Below are 20276 nucleotides of genomic sequence, written 5' to 3' on the forward strand. Positions count from 1 at the left end.
TAGTGTCCTATACTCTTGAAACGAAGGTAACGAGCGAAACGAACAAAACGAGCGTGATTGGTGTAATGAACGCATTCACAGAAACGAACCGGTTGACAGAACGGTCTCTAAACGCGTTCATTGAACTAAATGGAAGAAACGAACATAACGAGTTCATCGACAAAAACGAGCGTGCTGGATTCAACGAACGAAACGAACAGTTGGTTTTAACATCCCTGTAATCCTCTCACTGAGTGAAACACTCTCACTGAACGCACCGAACAAAACGAACAAAACGAACGTAACGAATCCAACGACCACAACGAAAGAAATGACCGACACCAACACCGCACGAATCACCGTGGCGAATCAAAAGGGGGGCGCGGGGAAGACAACCGATGTCATCCATACTGGCGGCGCACTTGCCGCGCGAGGACACGACGTACTTCTCGTCGATATCGACTACCACGGTGGGCTCACATGCTCGCTTGGTTACAGTGACCTGTACTACGATACGGACCGGACCACGCTCTTCGACGTGCTCGACTTCGATCAGATGGAGTCGGTGAACGACATCACCGTCGAGCACGAAGAATTCGATATTCTCCCCGCCAGCGAGAAGCTCGCGAACAATAAGAACATCCAGACGCTGCTCGAAGCGCCCAAGAGCCGAGAGCGTCTGGGAATGACTCTCGACAAGCTCGAGATGGACTACGACTACATTGTCGTCGACACTCCACCGTCGCTCAATGTTCTCACCGACAACGCCCTCGTCGCGACGGGGAACGTTATCATTCCAGTCCTCCCTGAGAAGCTCAACGCCAATAGTCTCCGAATTTTCGCGAAACAGCTCCAATCCCTCGAACCTGCCTACGGGGACGTCAACCGCCTGGCTATCGTGTGCAATCGGGTCGAGCAGAACGCCGAACACCGGAACACGATCAAGCAAATCGAATCTGCCTACTCGCTGCCTCTCTTCGAGATCCCGAAGCGGACGGATCTCTCGCAATCGATCGGTGAAGGCGTATCGATCTTCGGCTTCAGCAAGGAGAACAAGCGTGTCGAAGACGCCCGCTCGCTGTTCAACGACATCGCCGACCTGCTTGACGAGACCTTTGAGAAAACCCCGCCAACGGAGGTTGAAGCATGAGCGACGATTGGGGAAGCGCCTCAGGTATCGAAGGCAACTACGATGACGACGAGGAAACGGAGGAAACGAACGAGACGAGCGAGGTGACCGAGACGACTGAAACCAGTTCCTCGACTGGAACGCAGGAAATGACTTCACCGAACGAAACGAAGGAAACGAACAAAACGAATATCAAGGAGGAGTGGAACGGCCGGACGATCTACATCCCGGACAGCATCCTCGACGACTTGGAGGATACGTACCTCGAATCCCAGCTGAAACTCCGGAAATCGGGCCGTGACGAATTCAAGAAGAACCGGCATTTCTACCCGCTCCTCGTGCAGTTCGGCCTCGAAGCGCTCTCAGACGCCGACGTCGACGACATCCAGGCTCGGCTCTCCGACATCGGCGACGAATAACCCCCGATATACAGTCGAATCAGCCCCTTCTGGCTTCCGCGCTGACCGCGCTGGTGCCCGTCATCCGGTAGGGAAGCGATAGGGCATCACGAATCGAAGAGCCCGACCAGGTCATCACGCATTTCATCCCGGCGATGGCGACGTCGCTCGGGCTTCGAGAGGTAGTTATCGAGGACGACCTCGGCTGATTTCGAGCCCTGTTCTTCTGCGATACCCTCGAATCGCTCAGCCACTCGTTTGACCGCTGCCCCGTACGCAGTGTACCAGTATCGACGTCCCATCTTCGGCGTCGGCGCCGTCCCGTCGACGGCAACCCCAGCTTCCTCAGCGAGGTCGCGGAAGTGCCGCCGGGCGGTTTCCGTCGATATATGACCGGATTTCGACGAGGATGACGGCAGAAGGTAGCCATTCCAGTCGTCATCGAACTCGTCGTGGAGATCGTCGATCCGTGACTCGAGTTCTTCGACGCCAACCAGTAACGCGACTGTCCCCGGCCCGTTCTTGCGCTCATCCTCCTCGAAGCCGATGTACGGGTCTGGACCCTCGGGGTCGTCCTCGTCAGGAGTGAGCGTGAGCTGGCGTGAATGGAGCGCACAGACTTCGATCGGCCGCAGTCCCCATCCACAGACACCAACGACAAGAAGGCGGTCAGCCGACGTCTCGGCCGTCCGGTAGAGAGCCTGGATCTGGTCGGCGTCGAGGGCGGGATTGTCCCAGTCGGGTGCCGAATCCCACCCGAATCTGCGTTCGAGCCGCGTCGTCGGGTCGTAGTCGGCTTTCCCGAAGTCGACACGGTGCTGGTAGAACTGCCGAACCTCCTGAACGTACTTGCGACGCGACGCGTGCGTGTTCAGCGTCTCGTCGAGCCGTCGGAGGACGTCGAAGGTGTCCGCGACACGGGCCTTCTCCTCGGAACTCCCCCGTTCAGACCGGAGTGGTGAGAGCAGGTCGTCGGTGTCGTTCACCTGCTGGTAGGTCTCGACGTAGCGGCGAAGGACCGAACGTCGGGTCGCGACCGTCGATTCAGCGCGTCCCTGCCGGTCCCGGAGCTCACGCAGGTAGGACTCGAGCGCCTGACGGGTCTCCTGATCGTCGACGAACGCGAACGGGCTGTCGTCGTCTTCCTCGTTGTTTGGCGGAACCCCGATCTCGGCGTAGAAGTCTCCGGGTGAGAGGTCGAAGTTCCGGGAGAGATGCGCGATGAAGCCTCGATAGTGGTCACTCAACCACGCGTACGTCGGCGTCTCGTGGTCGGGGTCGAGCCCGTCAGCCCGCATCTCCTGGGCGATTTCCTCCTGGTAGAAGGCCTCGCAGTCCTCGATATCCATCGTGCTGTAACGTGGTGGGTCGGTGGTAGTTTCTGTGGACATGGATGATGACGGTCGTGACGGGGTGCCGAGTGGAGCGCTGTTGAGTTCGGGCTTCCAATTTTGATGACGAAATCGCGCTACGGAAGGCGACCTGCTGTGTGTGCCCCCGATTCTAAGACCTGGATTTTCGGTGGGTAGAGCGATAACCCAAGTTCACTTAGGTGTTGTGGTGTGGCGTTTTCTAATCCAGAAAACCACAGCAACACCACCAACCCAGATTTGATGTCTAATTGGGATAAATCGTATATGGCTATACAATCTTCTCTGCCGGGCCTTCCTGCGCGTTTGGATTTCTACTCACCGTACGCTCGGCGGACTGTACCGCTCGTCAACCGGTCAGCGGTCAATGGACAACCGCCACCGTTCTGACAAACTGAGTCGCTACTCAGCGGCGCCCCTCGAGGTATTGTTCCCCGGGTGTTCGTCGGTCATCAGTTTTCTTAGTCGGAGAGCGTCTAACAGCCGAGAGTGAATTATTCATTCTGTTTCGTGGGCATTCCCGAGTCATAATGGATGCGTTGAATCCGGAACTCGCCGTTTTCGACTGTGACTTCCAACGCTTCATTGCTCCCAGTCACTCGGTTCCAGCCCGACACCGTCGTTGACGCCGTCTCAGTGCCACTGGAACGATTGAGAGTGACTGTGACTCGGTACTCGGTATCTGCAGAGAGGTCAAACAGAAGCTCGCGATGGCTCGAAGAGGCAGCAGTACAGGAAATGACGTCGGTGAGGGTACTTTCAGAGACCTCTCTGATAGATATTGTTACTGGATGGGAGTCTAACCCGACATTACGGATGAAGAGATGCCACGGTAACTCACCCGCGCCGTCTGCTTCGCTTTGATACACGTAATCGTCACATGACTGTGTTACTGTGCCGGTACTGTTCGTGGATGGATTTGGTTCACTATCCGGACTCGCCACCATCGAGTCGACACAGCCAGTCATACTTACGCCAACAGCAACCCCAAGCCAGTCAAGAACTGTCCGGCGATACATACGAATTGGTCGTGCGACGACACTAATACACTCCCGATGGTTCAATCGCTGATTTTATCGAACTACTGAATCGTCCCCAGTGATACACACGCGGCACGCGTCAAACGATAGACGTAGAGCGTGGGTCTATCGCTCCGACGAGATTGCTTCCCTGCTCCGTTTTTGTCAGGCGACGTCTACGTCTGTAGCTCCCCGGCGATAGACAACCCAGTACGCGACGGAGAACGCGAGAACGAATCCGATAATCGTCACGGGCAGCGTCGAGTAGGGGTCAGGAGGGAGGAAGAGGCCTGGAATACCAGCGACAAGCGCGAATACCACCGTCGCCACCAGGAAGAACTTCAGCCAGCGTTTCATGAAATCGGTGTTTATCGCGAGGTGACATAAATCTCCATGCGTGACGGTCGTTACACACGGCACGGTCGAACGATAGACAGAGAGCGTGCGTCTATCAACGCATCCACTTACGGTCGCGGAACGTACTTGTCAGGACAGATATTATCAACAACAATGAATCTCCGTCGGTGGGGGTCGATCGCACTGGTTATGCTTGAAGTTTCACTTGTTGGCGTCGGGGGTGCTGCTGCAGTCGGTATCGGCCCGTTCGCGCCCACCGAGTGCCCAGCGTACGTCCTCTCCATCTTCGATTACTCATCGTGGACGCCTGAGTCGCCCGTTGTTCCGTACGAGACGCTCACTGAGTACCAGCAAGATCGATTCCGCGTAAGCGTTGAGGTGGACGGTGCCTCCGTTCCACTCAATGAAACGCAGTGGGCGAACGGCGCTGACGCTCCTCAGTATATCAACTACCGAAACTCGACGTACCATGCGACCTACTACGGAACCGAGTGTAACGTCTTTCAGGAGATCTATCGAATGGGTGGGCCAGCACTCATGCTGGTCGGGGTGGCGCTCGTCATGGGTGGTTCCCGGCTCAAGCGACCATCCTCGTAGCTGTTTGACCCAGAGCGTGGGTCTACCATCGATTTGGAGTACGCGAACATTCTTGCGGAAAAATTTATACTATCGTGTGGGTGAGTCACCACATGGTCTCGCCTTTGGTCCTCCACCCCGCTCGAATTTTTGGTGCTGTACTGGTCGTTGTTGGCCTCTTCGTTGCAGGATACGGTCTTTATCAAGATACGACCGCACCAGCCTGTTCTGGTCCGATCGAGTCACCAGAGGACGGACAAATGAGTGCTGGTGGCTGTCAAGAACCGGGCTTGTCGAAGCTATTCGGTGGTGCCAGTCTTGCAGTCCTCGGTGCACTCCTCGTAGGAGTTGCGACGTTCGCTCCGTAATGTGAAATGCTTCTCTTGATTTACTGATCTTCCTCCTGACCGGCATCGCCACGATCGTTGGTTCTGAGACGAACGTAGCCACTGAGCCGTAACATATCCTCACCGACGACAACCCGTAGGACGCCGTGGAGTCCTCGACTCGCGAAGTACGCTACGAGAGGACGCCAAAGAACCCAATCTGGGCTGTCGGTGGGTTGGACCCCATCGGCATGCTCATCTTACCGGCGCTCTGACCAGTCTTTGTGTCGTCCTCGACAACTCCCATCGTCAGCATACGACTAATCAGCACGGTCGGTCTCACGTGACACGCTCCTTTCGAGAGTGGGCGTTCGCCCGCCGGAGTGCCGCCCACAGTCGGCGCGTATACGACTGGTGGGGAAGGCACGACCTCGCCTACACCGTGTTCGTCAACGCGTTCCTGTTCGGGCGCGAGGCGCCGTTTCGAAACCGGACAGTGGCGGCTCTCGCTCTCGAATCGGGCGATCGGGTGGTCGATATCGGCTGTGGTATGGGCCAGAACTTCGAGTATCTGGCTGACGCGGTCGGACCAACTGGAACGGTCGTCGGCGTCGATACCAGCCGCGAGATGGTTCGCCGTTCGCTTGAACGTGGCGGGACGCTCGACACCTCCGTTTCGGTCCTGCGAGCGGACGCGACCCGACTGCCAATCGAGGACGGGCAGTTCGACGCCGTTTGTGCCACTCTCTCGTTGAGCGCGATAGCCGATGCGGTTGACGTGGTGCGAGACGTCTATCGCGTTCTCCGGCCGGGTGGGCGGCTCGTAGTTCTCGATACTAGGTCGTTCCGAACCGCACCCGGGCGGTGGCTGAACCCGTTCATCGAAGGTGTCTCGGCGGCCATCACTAACTGGTACCCTGACGCGGACATCGCCGACGCTATCGAGCAGACGTTCGACGATATCGCCGTTCGAACCTACCACGGAGGAACTGTCTACATCGCGGTCGGTCGGAAATCCGGTCCCTGAGGACCTGGCACTCGTCGACGTCGCCGGTAGACGACCAACCGTTTGTAGTGGCCAAGAGCGGACGCAGGTCTCCTTACGCGAGTACGACATCGAGTGTGAGCATCAGTGCGGCCCCGAACACGAGGCCGAGCGTCGCGATTCGTTCATGGCCCCGGGTGTGCGTCTCGGGGATGATCTCAGCGGCGATGACGTACAGCATTCCACCAGCAGCGAACCCCATCGCGTACGGTAAGAGGGGCGCGGCCACAGTCACTGCCCAAGCCCCTAATAGGGCAAGCGGAATCTCGACGACTCCCGCACGGATGCCGGCGACTGCAGCGTACCATGACCGGTCGAACCCAGCATTGATGGCCGCGACGGACACCGCAAGCCCCTCAGGGATGTTCTGGATGCCAATTGCGAGCATGAGCGCGATACCGTTCCCGATGTTCCCACTCCCGAACCCGACGCCGACTGCAAGCCCTTCGGGCATATTGTGGAGCGTGATGGCGACGGTGAACAGGAGGACCGAAAGGACGCGGGCGTTTCCCGAATCGGAGTCCGTCGCAACGGGTCCGATCATCTCGGCGTGCCCGCCTGCGTGACTGTGTGTCGAATCACCCTCTCCCCCATCCGAGCGCGCTTCGGTCCGTGTGACGAGTCGATCACTGATAATCGGGCCAACGTAGTGGACCCACCGCTCGCCCCGGTCGAGGACGGCGACCCCGAACCCGAACCCGATGAGAACCGGCACGATTCCTGCCAGTGCGAATCCGCCAAGGGTGATGGCGCGGTAGCCGGACTCCGAGGCGAACTCGATACCGGGAAGGAGAAGGCTCGTGAAACTCGCCGACAGCATGACCCCAGCGGCGAACCCGAGTGCGGCATCGAGCCATCGCTCGGTCGGGTTTCGCCACACCAGTACGACCGACGCCCCGAGCAGATTCAGAAACGCGATGACGACACCACCGGCTAGGCCCTGCATGACCGGGTTCGTCCCAACGAGGTCGACGAACAATTCCTCGATACTCATCTATCAGGGTCCTCGTCCATCGAACACTCCATCTCTATCGAGTTCACGCGCCACTGTTATAATCGACACGAGTTCAGAATTCGAACTCTTCGTCCGATGCGGCGAAGGGAGCGACCGACGCGTTCCGCTGTGCGACCCACGCTAATCGGGGTACGTACGCTCCCAGGACTAACAGCGGTGCGACAGCAGCGGCAATGGTAATCGGAAGCGCGTACGCCATGACGATTGGCGGAATGGTCCCCGTCGCTACTGCGTGGTAGCCAAGCAACGCTCCGACGAGGACCAACTGCCCCGGAATGCCGACGTAGAGGATGATCCGCGAGAGGAACGCGAGTTCCTTCTGGATGTACACCGTCCGGAAATACTTCCGGGCGACGTCGATGTATATCATGACGTCACGGAGTCGCCCGAGGTGGTCCCGTATCGTCTTGTCGAGGGACTCATCTGCCGCACTCGAGAGGCGGTCGATCTCGTAGAGTTGGCCTGCGTGGTTGGTCCTCAGGGTCGCCGTGATGACCGCGTAGATACCGTTCTCGGAGGAGTCGAGGGCGCTGTTGACGTCGTCGGCGTCGGCTCGAACCGACTCGACGAGTGCATCGAGCCGCGACTGTAACTCCGGGGGATGTTCCCCGTCCGCTTCGTCGGCGAGATCCGCCGCGAGGTCATCGAGACTGTGGTGTAGTACCTGCAGGAATCGCCTCGGTGTCACCGGAGGAGCCGCTTCGACGACATCGTCGACGGACTCGCGATACGACAGTGCCTCCTGCAGACGCTGATGGAGTTCTCCCGGTGCACCGAGTTCGCGTGAGAGGACGAGCTGATTGATCGAGATAACGACGGTGATGAGTGTGAGGTTCCCGCCGAGGAACCCGCTCAGCAGGAACGACATCGGGCTCGTCGACGCGCCAGTCAGGATTCCTGCCCAGACGAGCACCGCTACTGTCCCGGCGATACACAGGAACGCACCGCCGAGGAGCCGCACTCGACTCGCTTCGAGCAGTAGCCACCGACTGATCGTATCGTCGGGCGTCTCTTTCGCGTATGTCCCCATGTCGATCGACGCCCTATCGCTCATTCGGAGTTGTTGTCGAAGCGAGTATGCTCAAAGGTTGGCCCCGTTTTGGGCTCGGATAGCATCTGTTCCAGTAGTACTGATCGCTCATACGGGTGGCTACTCGATACACACTCATTGCATCTCCGGCTTGGTGTCGTACTTGCCGTCCGTCTCCCCTCGCGCCAATGAGATCTCGCGAGGTATGCGACCGTCCTGACCATCTATCGGATTCGGTTGTTCTCTTCGACGGTTCAATCGTCCATCGACGGGTGGACTCGGCTCGTCATCCCTCGACTTGGATATCGAAAGCAGCAGTGACGAGCTCACCGTCCGGCTTCGCCTGCAGGAAGAGACGGTAGTGGCCGGGCGTCGGGAACTGCGCATCGAACGCAACCGTCCCGTCTTCCGGGTTCGTTTCGACCGGGTGGACATGGAGGTACGCGAGGTCCCCGTCACGGAGAGTGACGAGATGTCCGAGTGCGCCCAAGTACGGATGGAGCGACGCCGATGTCCCGTCTTCCCGTCGGACTACGAACGAGAGCTGACTCGCCTCACCCACCGAAATCAGTCCAGACTGCAATTCGATGTCGTAATCGGCAGCCGTCGCACGCCGCATTGCTTTCTGGTCAGTGTTCGGTTCGAACGTCCCCGATACGAGGAGGTCGATACCGAGCGTCGTGGGCCGGTCGTCAACGACGACGTCGACGAACGCCCGGTAGACGCCGCCGGCAGGAAGAGAGAACTCGGCGACACGCCACGTCCCATCAGCCTCTAAGGTCGGGTGCAGGTGCTGGAACGCCGTCAGGTCACGACGGACCACGATGAGATGGCTCCGCTCGCCGTGTGACTCCTCGAACTCCGTGATAGGGCGGCCGTCGCCACCGAGAATATGGAATGTCCACTCGACGGGGACGCCGGATTCGAAGATGGTGTTGTCGGGGACCAGTCGGAGACCGTCGGCGGCCAGCGAGAATCCACCGGCAAGATGGTGCCCACTCGTGGCTTCCATCTCGTTCGTCATGTCGTGGTGAACATCGGTCCCGTGCGATCGGGGGTGAGTAGTACGCATGTGAATAGGGAGGGTGTCTGAGGATATCTTCATAGCGCCGCTCCACGGCGTACTCGATATTCAGCCGCCCTGGGAGATTGGATTTTGAATCCCTCGATCGTAGTCTATTCGGCGTCGGCGAGTCGCTCGTACTGCTCGGTGATGTCGGCGGCGCACGTCGAGCAACAGACGACGTGTCGGTTCCCGCTCTCGACCTCGACGTCGACGCCGTCCTCGGTGATGGTGTTGCCACAGACCGTACAGACGAGTCCGAACCCGCCGGTCACGCCGAGGTGCGGGTCCCACCGCGTCCCGACGAGCGGTTCGACCGACCAGTCGGCGTCCGGGTACGCTTCAGAGAGGTCGCCGAGCAGCCCGTCGAGGGTCGACGTGTCGACCGTCGCCTTCGCGACGACCGTCCCGCCGACGCCACGAAGCACGTGTTCGACCGCCTCGTCGTCGGCCAACGCGTCGGCGAGCGGCTCGGCGGCGCTCGGCTGCACGCGAGCGACGACGAGCGACTGCTCGCCCGTCGTCAGCATCGATCGGTCGATATCGAGCGTGAACCGCCTGATGACGCCGAGTTCCCGGAGTCGGTCGACCCGGTTCGACACCGTCGGTGCGGACCGACCGATCTCGTCGGCGATCTCCCGGAACGACCGGCGGGCGTCCTCCAGGAGGAGGTCGAGGATCTGCCGGTCGAGGTCGTCGAACTCGACCATGGTCAGTCCGCGGCGGCTGCGCCCTCACGCATCTCCGAGGGGTCGCTCATGCCCTCCTTGACGCCGAACTCGACGAGCAGGACGTTGACCGGCCAGGCGACGAGGAAGCCGATCGACAGCGAGAACGCGAGCGCCGACCAGAACAGGAGGTCACCCATGTGCGCCTCGGCGGCCAGCAGGAGGTCGGTGCCGATGGCAAAGATTTCCATGATGGTAATCGAGGGCGTCTCACTCAGGAGGGCGTCCCACGTCGCCTCTTTGAAGCCCACCCCGTCCTGCATGAGCGGGCCGATGGTGAGCGCGTACCCGAAGAGGTACGCGAACCCGAAGGTGACGGCCGCGACCCAGCCGACGGTGAGTGCGAGGATCCCCTGTGCGAGGGTGATGCCGACGACTTCACCCGCGCCACACCCCGAGTAGCAGTGGCTCGTCGAGCGGAAGCCCCGTCTCCACAGCGAGTCATTGGGAATCTGCGTCCGTCCGGAGTACCAGTACACCCCGAGTCCGAACGGTCCAGAGTAGGCGACCACGAGCGTCCAGACGGCCTTCATCATCGAGGGCAGCGGCTGGTTGTTCGACCGGAGGTCCCACCACAGCATCCCGAGACAGGCGAGGACGAGGACCGCCCATGCCCCGACGACGACGGGGTTCGACAGAATCGGGACGAGTACCTCGCGGGCCGGTTCGAACGCCCGCTCGATCTGTTTGGCGATTCCCGCGAGCCCGCCGGTCGATTGGAGCACGGCGGGTCCGACGACGCTAGTGCTTGTGGACATCGTCTACTACACGGTTCACGCGGCTCGTTTAATGCGCTTGTCCCTCAGCATCCAAAGCTGTGTACCGTATAGACGGGTTCTCTCTCCGCGTGAGTGTACTCTAGTGATGATGCTCCGCTCACGCCACCCTTCGAAACGGTGCTCGGGCCGCGGGCCGAGATTTCGATTCACCGACTGAACCCACACCGAAATCGAACTTCGTAAACTACGCCGCACTGACACACGGCGGTCGACCGGCCGTCTTCGGCACTCTCCGGGGTGCTCCGTGAATAGCTCATCAAGGTTGTGCTCGCACAGCGGCCTTGCTTCGTTAGCGAAAACCCGCTTGAATCAGGGGGCCCTCTCTCTATACGCGATGACGCTCCAAGAACTCGACCACCTGAGCGAGGAACAGCGCGACTGTATCGACAACTGTACCGAGGCCGTCCAGGCCTGCGAGTGGTGTGCCGACGAGTGTGCCGGCGAGGGCGAAGGCATGGCCGAATGCATCCGACTGTGCCGTGACGTCGCGGACATCGCGTCGCTGCATGCGCGGCTCATGGCGCGTGACTCCAACTACAGCACGCAGCTCGCTGAGGCCTGTGCCGGCGCCTGCGAGGAGTGCGCCGAGGAGTGCGAACGGCACGAGGCCGACCACTGCCAGACGTGCGCGGAGGTCCTCCGCGAGTGCGCGGAGTCCTGTCGCAGCATGATGAGCTAAGTCGGTTCACGATACCGAGCGACGAGGCGGCCGGACACTCTCGGTCGGAATTTTTCACGAGAGAAGCGACCCAGCGACCGGGTCCCCGGCTGTGACTACGGGTACTGGGGCAGTTCTAGCGACCCGAGTCGAGACACTCCCCGACAGCAACCGGTGAAGGCGTGATCGCTCCGGGCCCCTCATCACGATCATGTCGATGTTCTCCTCGATAGCGTAGTCGACGATTACATCCGCGGGAAACCCGACTCGGAGTGCTTCGACGGTCCGACCCGACGACGTCTCTAGCCGGTGGGTAACCCGACGAATGATCCGCTTGCCGGTTTGTCTGACCGGCTGTGGGACATCGTCTATTCGCGCGTCCCCAACGCCCGGCGGGAGGGTGTTCCGGCTTACGACGTGCAGGACATGGATTGTCGCGTCGAACTCCGCCGCGAGTGCGCCGACATGGCGCATCGCGTTCCGAAATCGGTCCCCGACCGCGTCTCCCGATGTGGAATCAGTTGTGTCCCTGCTATCACAGCCGACCGTTGGGAGAAGAAGCCGGTCGTACATCCGTACCGCATTCGTTCGGCTGGACTGACAAAATTGTGTCGACAATTCCTCGCTGAACTACTGAGGGGCGTTCGGTCCACCGCTCGGCGTCGATCGGTACTCCCGAACGTAGAGGTAGCCGAGCAGTCCGATGATTGCGACCTGGACGACCTTGTCGGCGAGCCCATAGCTGTCGAGGTGGGGCATTCCCGCTTGGAACCACAGAACGAGCTGGGCAAGCGTGTAGACGATGCCAATGGGGTAGAGGTAGCGCTGGGCGAACCCGACGGCGAACAGCCCGACACCGCCGAGGAATCCGAGTCCCGCGAGCAACATGATGGTCTCGCCGTGTGCGACGTAGATGTAGAGGTGGACGATTCCCGTGATCAATAGGAGGACGATCGTCAGCAGGTGTACGGGGTCTTTCGTTCGTTCGCTTGTGTTCCGCCCGCTGAACCAGTACGCCGGTCCAACTGGGAACGCAGCGAGTAACAATACGCCCGCAGCAGTCACGAGCCAGCTTCCTCCTCCGTGACCGTGACTCGACGCCTGTTCGCCACTCTGTATCGGAACGCTGCCCGCGGTACCAGCCACGAGTAGCCCGACGGCGAGTACGGCCGTCGCTGCGAAGAGTTTCCGTCTCATGAGAGGGCCTTATCCCCATGCTGGCATGAACGATTCGGTCCGAACACGAGGACGGTCATCGTGTGATTTCTCACGGTATCTCTTCCCCCTTTGTTCCGCTCTTCCGCTTCTCGAGGATTGCGAACACACCGAGGACGATGGCGACGAATGCACGAGCGAGTTCACCACGATGAGTCGTTGCCCACAATTGCGGGCTGTGGTCGCGCGCCCGGTCGTCGAATCGGACGCGTGCGCCGTGGTCGACGTCGTCGTCGTCCGGTTTGCGGAGGTTGTCCGGCCGGTCAGGGTTCTCTTTTGTATCGGTCATCTGACCGCTCCACGCGTTGCGGGCGAGCAACCGGTCGAGATGTCGAGGGATGACTCGGTTACCGACGATGGCCTTGACCGTCGGAAGACCGACCCGACCGCTCGTGGCCTTTCGGAATGCGAGAGCGCCGGGAGGTGATGGCGACTCTCATGTGGTGGGTCGATGCTACGAGCGACGCGTTCAAACGGACTTTCGCTAACGAACGATAGTGCGACTCGAGTATCCCTCGCGGTTCCGTCGCTCCTCGACCGCAGGCCGCCACGAATGCCTGTGACCTCGGACACGCTTGAACGAACGGCCCGGTTCGGGCACGGTCGTAGCGGGTCCGCCCCGGGGGAGCCGTTCGGGCCGTCGTCAGCGGCAGTCGGCACCGACTTACCGAACGCCGGTCGACAGCCCGACAGAACTACACCTGGTCGACTCTCTCCTCGGCCTAATCAAAGAAACCAAACCACGGTCTGTCCCGATAGGGAGTCGTCGCACCGCTGGAGTGCGAAACCCGGACCACATCACCGTCACGTGGCGGCTCAGCCGGTGGACTGGCGAATGTTCCTTGGATACGAACGCTCCGAACTCTCCCCTTCGTTTAAGTAGATCGGGGTTACGTCTCGAACGAGCTCGGAAGAGGCTTGAGACGGCTGGATATGCCCTACCTAGCAGTTCGGTCTCAGTCTTTGCCCGCAGCGGATTTGTATTCCGAGAGTTTGCGACCGTTCGGTTGCGAATATCGAACCTGCTATGACACCACTATACCTGTAATAGAAAGCGATACCATATTGAAACAGTTGTCTACGTAAGCAGAGGAAGTCTTGGCTGTTGTGCTCACTCCTCTTACTACTAGATGCTGGCTGGCATCGCCACGACAAGCTTTGATTCATGGGCTGTCGCGGACTATAATCCATATTCCTCTATCGAGAGAGGCCAAATGGCATACCAGTAATGCTTAGTAGTCGCAATACTATCCATAGGACGGAAGCCGATGTCCGAAACGACGGTACTGATGAGGACGCCTCGCCCGGCGAGCTTGTCGGCGCACCACTCTCGGAGGTCCGTGATACCCTCGACCTCGTCGGCCTCGATGAGGGGGCGTTCGTCGAACGGATGGTCGGCGACCTCCCGGAGAAGCCCGTCAACTACGAAGCGATCATCGACGTCAACGGAGGGAAAGAGTCGGCCGAGGATACTGACGCGACGGAACTCGACCCCGGAGCCAACAACAGTGCCGCCTGAGCGAGAGTGCCAACCCCCCGTTACTGACGACAGACTACCTGAGAAATCCCTGAACAGTATCGTGACCCCACCCAGACCTCCCAACAGACCCACGCGTAGAACAGTCCTCCGATCGCTCAGTGCCGGTACGCTCGCCGCACTCGCCGGTTGTGGAGCCAACGCACCATCTGAAGCCGACTCGGAAAGTGGTAGTGAGCCGCCGAGCGCGACGACTGGAGCCTCCACAGCGGACCTCCGTCCCGACGAAACAGTCGAATTACCCGCGAATACCGGCACGAACACCGTCGCCGGGGATACGTCGTGGGATACGTGGCGCTACGACGGACAGATCCCGGGTCCGGAGCTCAGGGTTCGGGAAGGCGACGTGTTCCGGGCTCGAGTCTCGAACCAGCTCCCCGAGTCGACGACGATTCACTGGCACGGTGTCCCAGTTCGGAACGCGATGGACGGGGTCCCGGAGGTGACCCAGCAACCGATCAGTACCGGGGAGACGTTCGAATACTCGTTCCGGGCCGAACCCGCGGGGACATACTTCTATCACAGCCACGTCGGGTTGCAACTCGACCGGGGCCTCGCCGGACCGCTTATCATCGAAGAAGCCGACCCGCACGTCGAGTACGACCGCGATATCACACTCGTACTGGACGACTTCCTCCCGGGACCGCCGCAGATGCCCGATGCGTCGGGGGGCGGTGGATCGGGAGGAATGGGTAGCGGGTCAGGAGGAATGGGTGGTGGGATGATGGGGGACACCCGCCCACCGTACGAAGGGCTGCTCATCAATGGGCGCCTCCCATCGGACCCTCCGTCGTTCTCCGTCGAGGACGGCGAGCGAATCAGGATGCGCTTCATCAATGCCTCCAGCGCGACGACGTTCCACGTCGCGCTCGCAGGCCACGAGATGCAGGTTTCACACGCGGATGGCCGACCGGTCGAACCAGTCGGCGTCGATTCGTTCGTCTTCGGTGCCGGCGAGCGATACGACGCTATCGTGGAAGCGAACTCCCCTGGCGCGTGGGAGGTCCGGGCGGCGGCGCTCGACGGGGACGAACCGCCAGCGAAGGCTGTCCTTCGATACGGGAACAGCGACGACGCCCCGACACCTGTCGAATCGACCGGCCAGCAGCTCCGGTATTCGGACCTCCGAGCGCTCTCGCCCGTCGACGGTATCGACAGTGGTCCCGACCGGACGTTCGATCTAACGCTGTCGGCCGGTGGCGGTCGGTCCTACCGGTGGACTATCGACGGGCAGACCTACCCCGACGCCGACCCGCTTCGCATCTCGGCGGGTGATCACGTCCGCGTTCGGATGACGAACCACAGCCCCGTCGTCCACCCCATGCACCTCCACGGACACTTCTTCCAGGTCGGCGATGCGGTCAAGGACACGGTGCTCGTTCCGGGTCACATGGGCGAGGTCACCTTCGACTTCATCGCCGACAACCCGGGTCAGTGGCTGTTCCACTGTCACAACCTCTATCACCTCCATGCAGGGATGGCTCGCGCCTTCGTGTACGAGTGACGACGAAGACAGACTGATACAGCCTCCTGTTCGGTTCCCGAAGGTTGAGAATCGCTCCGCAGCTATATTCCCCTCCACCCCCTCCTCTAGCGTAGGTGACGACCAAATGACTTCGACGAAGCAGATATTCGGTTGGATTGCCGGCGGACTCGTCGTCCTGACCCTACTCATGTTCGGGTTCGCCATGGCTGCCGGCAACCAGGTGGCCGGGGATTGGTGGATGCCCCACATGTGGGGAGGGTGGGGTGGCATGGGTGGCTGGGGTATCGGCATGATGCTCGTCGGAACCCTCTGGATGGTGCTGCTCGTCGCATTGCCCGCCATCCTCGTCTACGGGCTGGTCGCCGACCGAGACGCTACCCAATCCGACCCGGCGATGGATACCCTCCGCGAGCAATACGCCCGTGGCGACATCGACGAGGAGGAATACGAGTCTCGTCGTCGCCGTCTCTCCGGACAGTAGCTTCCGGGGTCGACCTCACTACGATCGTGTCGGACGGCCAGCGATGGGTGCTAACTATCATCTGTCCCTCTCGCAGACTACTGCGACTCCTCCCGGCGGAAGTTCGTACGCCGTTCCTCGAACTCCTCCTCGGTGAGATCACCACGGGCGTACGCCATGCGCAATTCTTCCATCGCGGGATTCCGCGACGACTGTGATTCCGTCACGCGACGGAAGATGAGATATCCTCCACTGAGCAGGACGAGTAGGAAGACCAGTGGGACGAGCATCCCGACGAGTGGCCACCAGCCGCTGGTCGTCCCGTATCCGCCCATCATACCCCCGTAACCCATCATCCCGCCGAGTCCCATCCCCATCGTGAGCAAGGGGAGGACAATGATCGCTCCGAGGATGAGGAGGACGATGGTCGTGGTGTCGAGTTGGTTCGATGATGACATGGCTCAGGCCTCCGTAGATGAGTCGAGTTCGTCCGCGACACTGGCGAGGACGCGTTCGAACCGGTCATGGACCTCGTTCGCGATCGAGTCGAGCGCCTCGTTGTCGGCGATGCCGACGAGCTGTTGGGGATCGACTGCACTCACCATGACCTCGCCGTCGTCGGTTTCGTAGACGATGACGTTACACGGGAGGAGTGCGCCGAGTTCGATCTCCTCGTTCAGCCCCTCGTGTGCGAGCGCCGGATTGCACGCACCGAGAATGCGGTATCGCCGAAACTCTTCCCCGATCTTATCTTCGAGCGTCGCCTGAACGTCGATGTCACAGAGGACGCCGAACTCTTCGTCTTTGAGCGCGCCGATGGTCGTCTCGACCACTTGGTCGAAGTCACCGGACACGGCCTTTTGTATTGTGTACTTCATGCGATATACTTCTCTATTGGTGGAGTTAACTGTGGAGTTCCGACGCGGTCGGTGGATGGAGGCATCCGTGCTGGAACCGACACCAGATGGATCATCCGGCACGTTCCAGCTGTTCGCGCCGTCGTTCGAATTCGTCGTCAGAGAGTTCTCCATGCGCGTAGCGCTCTCGGAGGACCGACAGCGGGCGTTCCTCGGTTCCGTCTCCGCCACGCCTCGCGAGCGCGAAGACGAGGTAGATCGGGGCCGCGACGAGCAGCCCCATCCAGAGGAGACCCCAGGGGCCCATCGCGCCGCCGAAGAGCCCCCAGTCGCCGCCCGTCATCCCGCCGCCGTAGCCTCCGCCCATCGCGGTGGCCGTGCCGGTCGTCGCGACCAGCAGCGGGATGGCGAGCAACGTGAGTCGACGAGCAGTGCGTCCGATGTGAGTGGTGAGTTGCGTCATTGTCGTGTATTGGTTAGTCGCGTTGTTCTGTCGAAGCGATCCAAACGGTCAGGACCGTCAGCAGTGGCCCTGCCCGTACATTCCACCGTCGTAGTCGCCGTCAGCCATGTCTTGGGCCATCTCGTCGACGGTCCCACCCATGTGCGCCTCCATCCACTCGACGGCACCCGAACCCATGTGCTCGGTCATGTGCGCCTCCATCCAGGCGGCCCAGTCGTCTGCGGTCCCGTCATACGGGGGCGCATCGTCTGCAGTCGTTTCGTTGCCGTGTGCGCTGACCACGGGGGCGGCGAACGCGAGTCCGATGATCGCGAGCGCCACGAGCAGCCAGCGGCCGAGTTCGAAGGTGATCATTGTCTTTCTCCTCGGTTGGTCGTAGGACCGCTCGGGAGTTATCACGATGGGTGTGAATTCGCGCAGGAGAACGTCCGAGAACGTGTATAGAGCGTTCTAATCGTTTTTCAGGGAGAGAACCGTTCGTCCGTGCCGAATTCGTCGGTGCTCGGCTACCTCCTCGGACGCTGTACCGGTGATCAATGCTCCTGGTTTTGATGCAGATCGTCGCTCGGGTAGATCCGATACGTCCGTCCTTGTCGCTCGCGATACAGCAACCCACGCTTTTCCAGGGCACTGACCGTCTGGCTCACCTTGCTCTTCGAGAAGTCCGAGCGATCCCGCAGTTCGATCTGCGTGATGCCGGGTGAGGAGAGCACCGGCTCGAGGATGCGGCGTTCGTCTTCCGGTAGGAGGTCTAACACGCGAGTCTGTGGCTGGGACTCCGGATTGACAGCTCCGTTCGGCTGCACTGCCCCCTCTGGTGATTCGGCGCTCTCGCGAGCGGTCGAACTCGCCAGCTCGTCCTGTGAGCGGTCGGGTGCATCTATGCCGGTGAGTTCGTCCCGAACCACGAGATACCCCCCACTGATGACAGCCGAGACGAGGAGGGTTCCGAGGACGTACCAGAGCGGATTCGTTCCGTGAACCGCCCCCATCGACATTCCCATCATCGATCCCATCTCCTCGAATGCTTGCTGTTGCTGGTACGCATCCCAGCTGAGCGCACCGCCGATGATGAGAACGGCAGCGACGAGGAAACCGACCACCGTATCGGCTCGCCGTCGATTCATCCCTCCCACCTTGATCTAGCGTGATACTCGTTCATGCCCGAGAGTTGGTGAGACTTCGCTGTACCAGTTGTGATTGACCGAGGCTAGTCTCGGGGCTGCTTGATTTCGGAACGATGTATCGAGACATGACGGTCTGTGGTGTTCATGACTCTGGGACGTCCCCGTTCCAGAGGTCTGTGGGTGTTGCTGTGCGAATTCGGATGGGTGCTTCTCGAACGATCGCTTGCATCGCTTCGAGCAGAAGTAGTACGTCTCGTCGTCGTGGGTGAGACTCGGCCCGCTATCGTCGGTCCGCATCCCACAGACGGGGTCGCGGTATTGGCCGGGAGCACCCAATCCTCGACGATAGACGTAAAGGAGGAACCCGGAGAGCGCGAACGCGATGATGTTGAGATAGAACGTGTAGTTGAGTTCGAAGTACGTCTGTTCGGACGCGGTCTGCCCGCCGGCAAGATTCGGAACGATGCCGAGGACGTTGAACAGTTCCTCCATGAGAAAGCCCGTGAAGGCCATCGTCACGAAGAACACACCGAGAATGTACAGCATCACCTTCCAGCCGTAGTACTTCCGATAGACGTTCAGGACGGGAATCGTGATGAGGTCGGCGTAGACGAACGCGATGACGCCCGCGAAGCTGATACCACCACCCCACAGCGCGACGGCGAACGGGACGTTCCCCATGCTCCCGACGAAGCTGAGCACGGCGATTGCGACACCCATGATCGCGTTCTCGGCGCTGACGAGCAGCCCGTCACCCTGCAGGAAGAGCGAGTTCCACACCCACTGTGGCACGAACACGATGACGAACCCCGAAATCAGAAAGCCGGCGATGATGTCCTTCCAGATCATCGACCACTCCTTGCGGTACTGATTCCCGACCTTGTACCACCCACCCCACGAGAGGAGTTCGTCGCGCCATCCGCCGCTACTGGCGGCCTCCTGCTCGTAGGTCTCCATACAACCCTTCGAGCAGAACTTCAGCGTCTCGCCCCCATCGGTCGTAAGCGAGTACTCGTTTTTCCCTTCCATCCCGCAGGTCGGATCCTCGGTGATTCCCCCCTCGTCGTCTCGCTGGTTCAGTTCCTGGCGAACTTGATCGAAGAGATTCTCGGGGAGCGTCAGATGGACGAGAAGCGCCATCACCGCGATGAGGATGACGCCACCGAGGAGCTCCGCGACGAGGAACTCCCACCCGAGGAGAATCAGAATCATCAGCCCGAGTTCGACGATGAGGTTCGTCGAGGCGAACATGAACGCGAGGAAGTTCACCGTGTGCGCGCCTTTCTTGAATAGCCCCTTCCCGATAGCGACGGCACCGAAGCTACAGCCACTACTCGCCGCGCCGAACACTGTTGCCTTCGTGAGACCACTCAGGTCCCCTTCTCCGAGAACGTTGGCCATCCGTTCCTTCGAGACGTAGACCTGCACGAGGCTCGTGATGACGAGCCCCATGATAATCGCCCACGCGGCTGTCCAGAGAAACCCGATACCGATCCGCAGCGATTCGAGTACCCCCTCGACGAGCGCGGCCTGCATATGTACACCATCGCAGGCATCATCTTTGTCGATTGTTCTTACAAATCAAAAACAGGGGCATCACTTACTCATAGAATCTAAATCGTGAGCTGGCTTCGTCTGGGTTCGCCGCATCGCACGGGG

The 20276-nt window shown here is 60.4% G+C and carries 23 protein-coding genes and 1 pseudogene; 8 read left to right on the forward strand and 16 right to left on the reverse strand.

What is annotated here, in order from left to right; all coding sequences use genetic code 11:
• The first annotated feature begins 310 nt into the window (after window positions 1–310).
• Window positions 311–1129 carry a ParA family protein gene (locus tag NKG96_RS19480; protein ID WP_254538751.1) on the forward strand — a complete coding sequence of 273 codons (819 nt, stop codon included), beginning with the start codon at window positions 311–313 and terminating at the stop codon, window positions 1127–1129.
• Window positions 1126–1527: a DUF8160 family protein gene (locus NKG96_RS19485; protein WP_254538752.1), complete on the forward strand. Its 402-nt coding sequence runs from the start codon at window positions 1126–1128 to the stop codon at window positions 1525–1527. The genes NKG96_RS19480 and NKG96_RS19485 overlap by 4 nt, the downstream gene beginning before the upstream one ends.
• An 86-nt stretch (window positions 1528–1613) precedes the next feature.
• Here the strand turns inward: NKG96_RS19485 and NKG96_RS19490 are convergent, their stop codons facing one another.
• Both NKG96_RS19490 and NKG96_RS19495 read right to left on the reverse strand, forming a co-directional pair.
• Window positions 1614–2855 (reverse strand): site-specific integrase, encoded by a 1242-nt coding sequence (locus tag NKG96_RS19490; protein WP_254538753.1) that lies wholly within the window; start codon window positions 2853–2855, stop codon window positions 1614–1616.
• 1205 nt (window positions 2856–4060) lie between these two features.
• On the reverse strand, window positions 4061–4252 hold the full coding sequence (locus tag NKG96_RS19495) for a hypothetical protein (RefSeq protein WP_254538754.1): 192 nt from the start codon (window positions 4250–4252) through the stop codon (window positions 4061–4063).
• 153 nt (window positions 4253–4405) lie between these two features.
• Between NKG96_RS19495 and NKG96_RS19500 the strand changes: the two genes are divergently transcribed.
• Together NKG96_RS19500 and NKG96_RS19505 are read left to right on the forward strand one after the other, a co-directional pair.
• Window positions 4406–4849 carry a hypothetical protein gene (locus tag NKG96_RS19500; RefSeq protein ID WP_254538755.1) on the forward strand — a complete coding sequence of 148 codons (444 nt, stop codon included), beginning with the start codon at window positions 4406–4408 and terminating at the stop codon, window positions 4847–4849.
• A gap of 747 nt (window positions 4850–5596) precedes the next feature.
• Window positions 5597–6181, forward strand: coding sequence for a methyltransferase domain-containing protein (locus tag NKG96_RS19505; protein WP_254538756.1), 585 nt, complete (start codon window positions 5597–5599; stop codon window positions 6179–6181).
• A 73-nt stretch (window positions 6182–6254) separates the two neighbouring features.
• On the opposite strand, the gene NKG96_RS19510 is transcribed toward NKG96_RS19505, so the two are convergent.
• From NKG96_RS19510 to NKG96_RS19530, 5 genes are all read right to left on the reverse strand, one after another.
• Complete coding sequence (locus NKG96_RS19510; RefSeq protein ID WP_254538757.1) at window positions 6255–7193, reverse strand: ZIP family metal transporter; 939 nt, start codon at window positions 7191–7193, stop codon at window positions 6255–6257.
• 73 nt (window positions 7194–7266) lie between these two features.
• On the reverse strand, window positions 7267–8268 hold the full coding sequence (locus NKG96_RS19515) for a DUF7972 family membrane protein (protein ID WP_254538758.1): 1002 nt from the start codon (window positions 8266–8268) through the stop codon (window positions 7267–7269).
• A gap of 262 nt (window positions 8269–8530) precedes the next feature.
• Entirely contained in the window at window positions 8531–9268 is a 738-nt protein-coding gene (locus NKG96_RS19520; protein WP_254538759.1) for a DUF8832 domain-containing protein, read from the reverse strand.
• Window positions 9269–9420: 152 nt separating this feature from the next.
• A complete protein-coding gene (locus NKG96_RS19525; protein WP_254538760.1) occupies window positions 9421–10017 on the reverse strand; it encodes an Lrp/AsnC family transcriptional regulator in 597 nt (198 codons plus the stop codon).
• Between the two features lie 2 nt (window positions 10018–10019).
• Window positions 10020–10793, reverse strand: coding sequence for a DUF4396 domain-containing protein (locus NKG96_RS19530; protein ID WP_254538761.1), 774 nt, complete (start codon window positions 10791–10793; stop codon window positions 10020–10022).
• A gap of 355 nt (window positions 10794–11148) precedes the next feature.
• Between NKG96_RS19530 and NKG96_RS19535 the strand changes: the two genes are divergently transcribed.
• Complete coding sequence (locus NKG96_RS19535; RefSeq protein WP_254538762.1) at window positions 11149–11493, forward strand: four-helix bundle copper-binding protein; 345 nt, start codon at window positions 11149–11151, stop codon at window positions 11491–11493.
• 54 nt (window positions 11494–11547) lie between these two features.
• Here the strand turns inward: NKG96_RS19535 and NKG96_RS19540 are convergent, their stop codons facing one another.
• The 3 genes from NKG96_RS19540 to NKG96_RS19550 all read right to left on the reverse strand — a co-directional run bounded on the left by NKG96_RS19540 (window position 11548) and on the right by NKG96_RS19550 (window position 12976).
• Window positions 11548–12045: a universal stress protein gene (locus NKG96_RS19540; RefSeq protein ID WP_254538763.1), complete on the reverse strand. Its 498-nt coding sequence runs from the start codon at window positions 12043–12045 to the stop codon at window positions 11548–11550.
• A gap of 57 nt (window positions 12046–12102) precedes the next feature.
• Window positions 12103–12669: a DUF7475 family protein gene (locus NKG96_RS19545; protein WP_254538764.1), complete on the reverse strand. Its 567-nt coding sequence runs from the start codon at window positions 12667–12669 to the stop codon at window positions 12103–12105.
• 70 nt (window positions 12670–12739) lie between these two features.
• Window positions 12740–12976 carry an SDR family oxidoreductase gene (locus tag NKG96_RS19550; protein ID WP_254538765.1) on the reverse strand — a complete coding sequence of 79 codons (237 nt, stop codon included), beginning with the start codon at window positions 12974–12976 and terminating at the stop codon, window positions 12740–12742.
• 939 nt (window positions 12977–13915) lie between these two features.
• On the opposite strand from NKG96_RS19550, the gene NKG96_RS19555 reads away from it, so the two are divergent.
• From NKG96_RS19555 to NKG96_RS19565, 3 genes are all read left to right on the forward strand, one after another.
• On the forward strand, window positions 13916–14206 hold the full coding sequence (locus tag NKG96_RS19555) for a hypothetical protein (protein WP_254538766.1): 291 nt from the start codon (window positions 13916–13918) through the stop codon (window positions 14204–14206).
• 61 nt (window positions 14207–14267) lie between these two features.
• Window positions 14268–15728 (forward strand): multicopper oxidase family protein, encoded by a 1461-nt coding sequence (locus tag NKG96_RS19560; protein ID WP_254538834.1) that lies wholly within the window; start codon window positions 14268–14270, stop codon window positions 15726–15728.
• A 106-nt stretch (window positions 15729–15834) separates the two neighbouring features.
• A complete protein-coding gene (locus NKG96_RS19565) occupies window positions 15835–16191 on the forward strand; it encodes an SHOCT domain-containing protein (RefSeq protein ID WP_254538767.1) in 357 nt (118 codons plus the stop codon).
• 77 nt (window positions 16192–16268) lie between these two features.
• On the opposite strand, the gene NKG96_RS19570 is transcribed toward NKG96_RS19565, so the two are convergent.
• From NKG96_RS19570 to NKG96_RS19595, 6 genes and pseudogenes are all read right to left on the reverse strand, one after another.
• The gene (locus NKG96_RS19570) at window positions 16269–16628 is read right to left on the reverse strand and encodes an SHOCT domain-containing protein (RefSeq protein ID WP_254538768.1); all 360 of its coding nucleotides are present in this window, start codon (window positions 16626–16628) and stop codon (window positions 16269–16271) included.
• 3 nt (window positions 16629–16631) lie between these two features.
• Window positions 16632–17048, reverse strand: coding sequence for a DUF302 domain-containing protein (locus tag NKG96_RS19575; protein ID WP_254538769.1), 417 nt, complete (start codon window positions 17046–17048; stop codon window positions 16632–16634).
• A gap of 91 nt (window positions 17049–17139) precedes the next feature.
• The gene (locus NKG96_RS19580) at window positions 17140–17490 is read right to left on the reverse strand and encodes an SHOCT domain-containing protein (RefSeq protein ID WP_254538770.1); all 351 of its coding nucleotides are present in this window, start codon (window positions 17488–17490) and stop codon (window positions 17140–17142) included.
• A gap of 57 nt (window positions 17491–17547) precedes the next feature.
• Window positions 17548–17844, reverse strand: coding sequence for a hypothetical protein (locus NKG96_RS19585; RefSeq protein ID WP_254538771.1), 297 nt, complete (start codon window positions 17842–17844; stop codon window positions 17548–17550).
• Between the two features lie 179 nt (window positions 17845–18023).
• Window positions 18024–18617 carry a helix-turn-helix transcriptional regulator gene (locus NKG96_RS19590; RefSeq protein WP_254538772.1) on the reverse strand — a complete coding sequence of 198 codons (594 nt, stop codon included), beginning with the start codon at window positions 18615–18617 and terminating at the stop codon, window positions 18024–18026.
• Window positions 18618–18755: 138 nt separating this feature from the next.
• Window positions 18756–20153 (reverse strand): annotated as a pseudogene (locus NKG96_RS19595) (permease); the annotation flags it as partial.
• Window positions 20154–20276 lie beyond the last annotated feature (123 nt).

The sequence above is a fragment of the Halomarina litorea genome, assembly GCF_024227715.1.
Classification (GTDB): Archaea; Halobacteriota; Halobacteria; order Halobacteriales; family Haloarculaceae; genus Halomarina; species Halomarina litorea.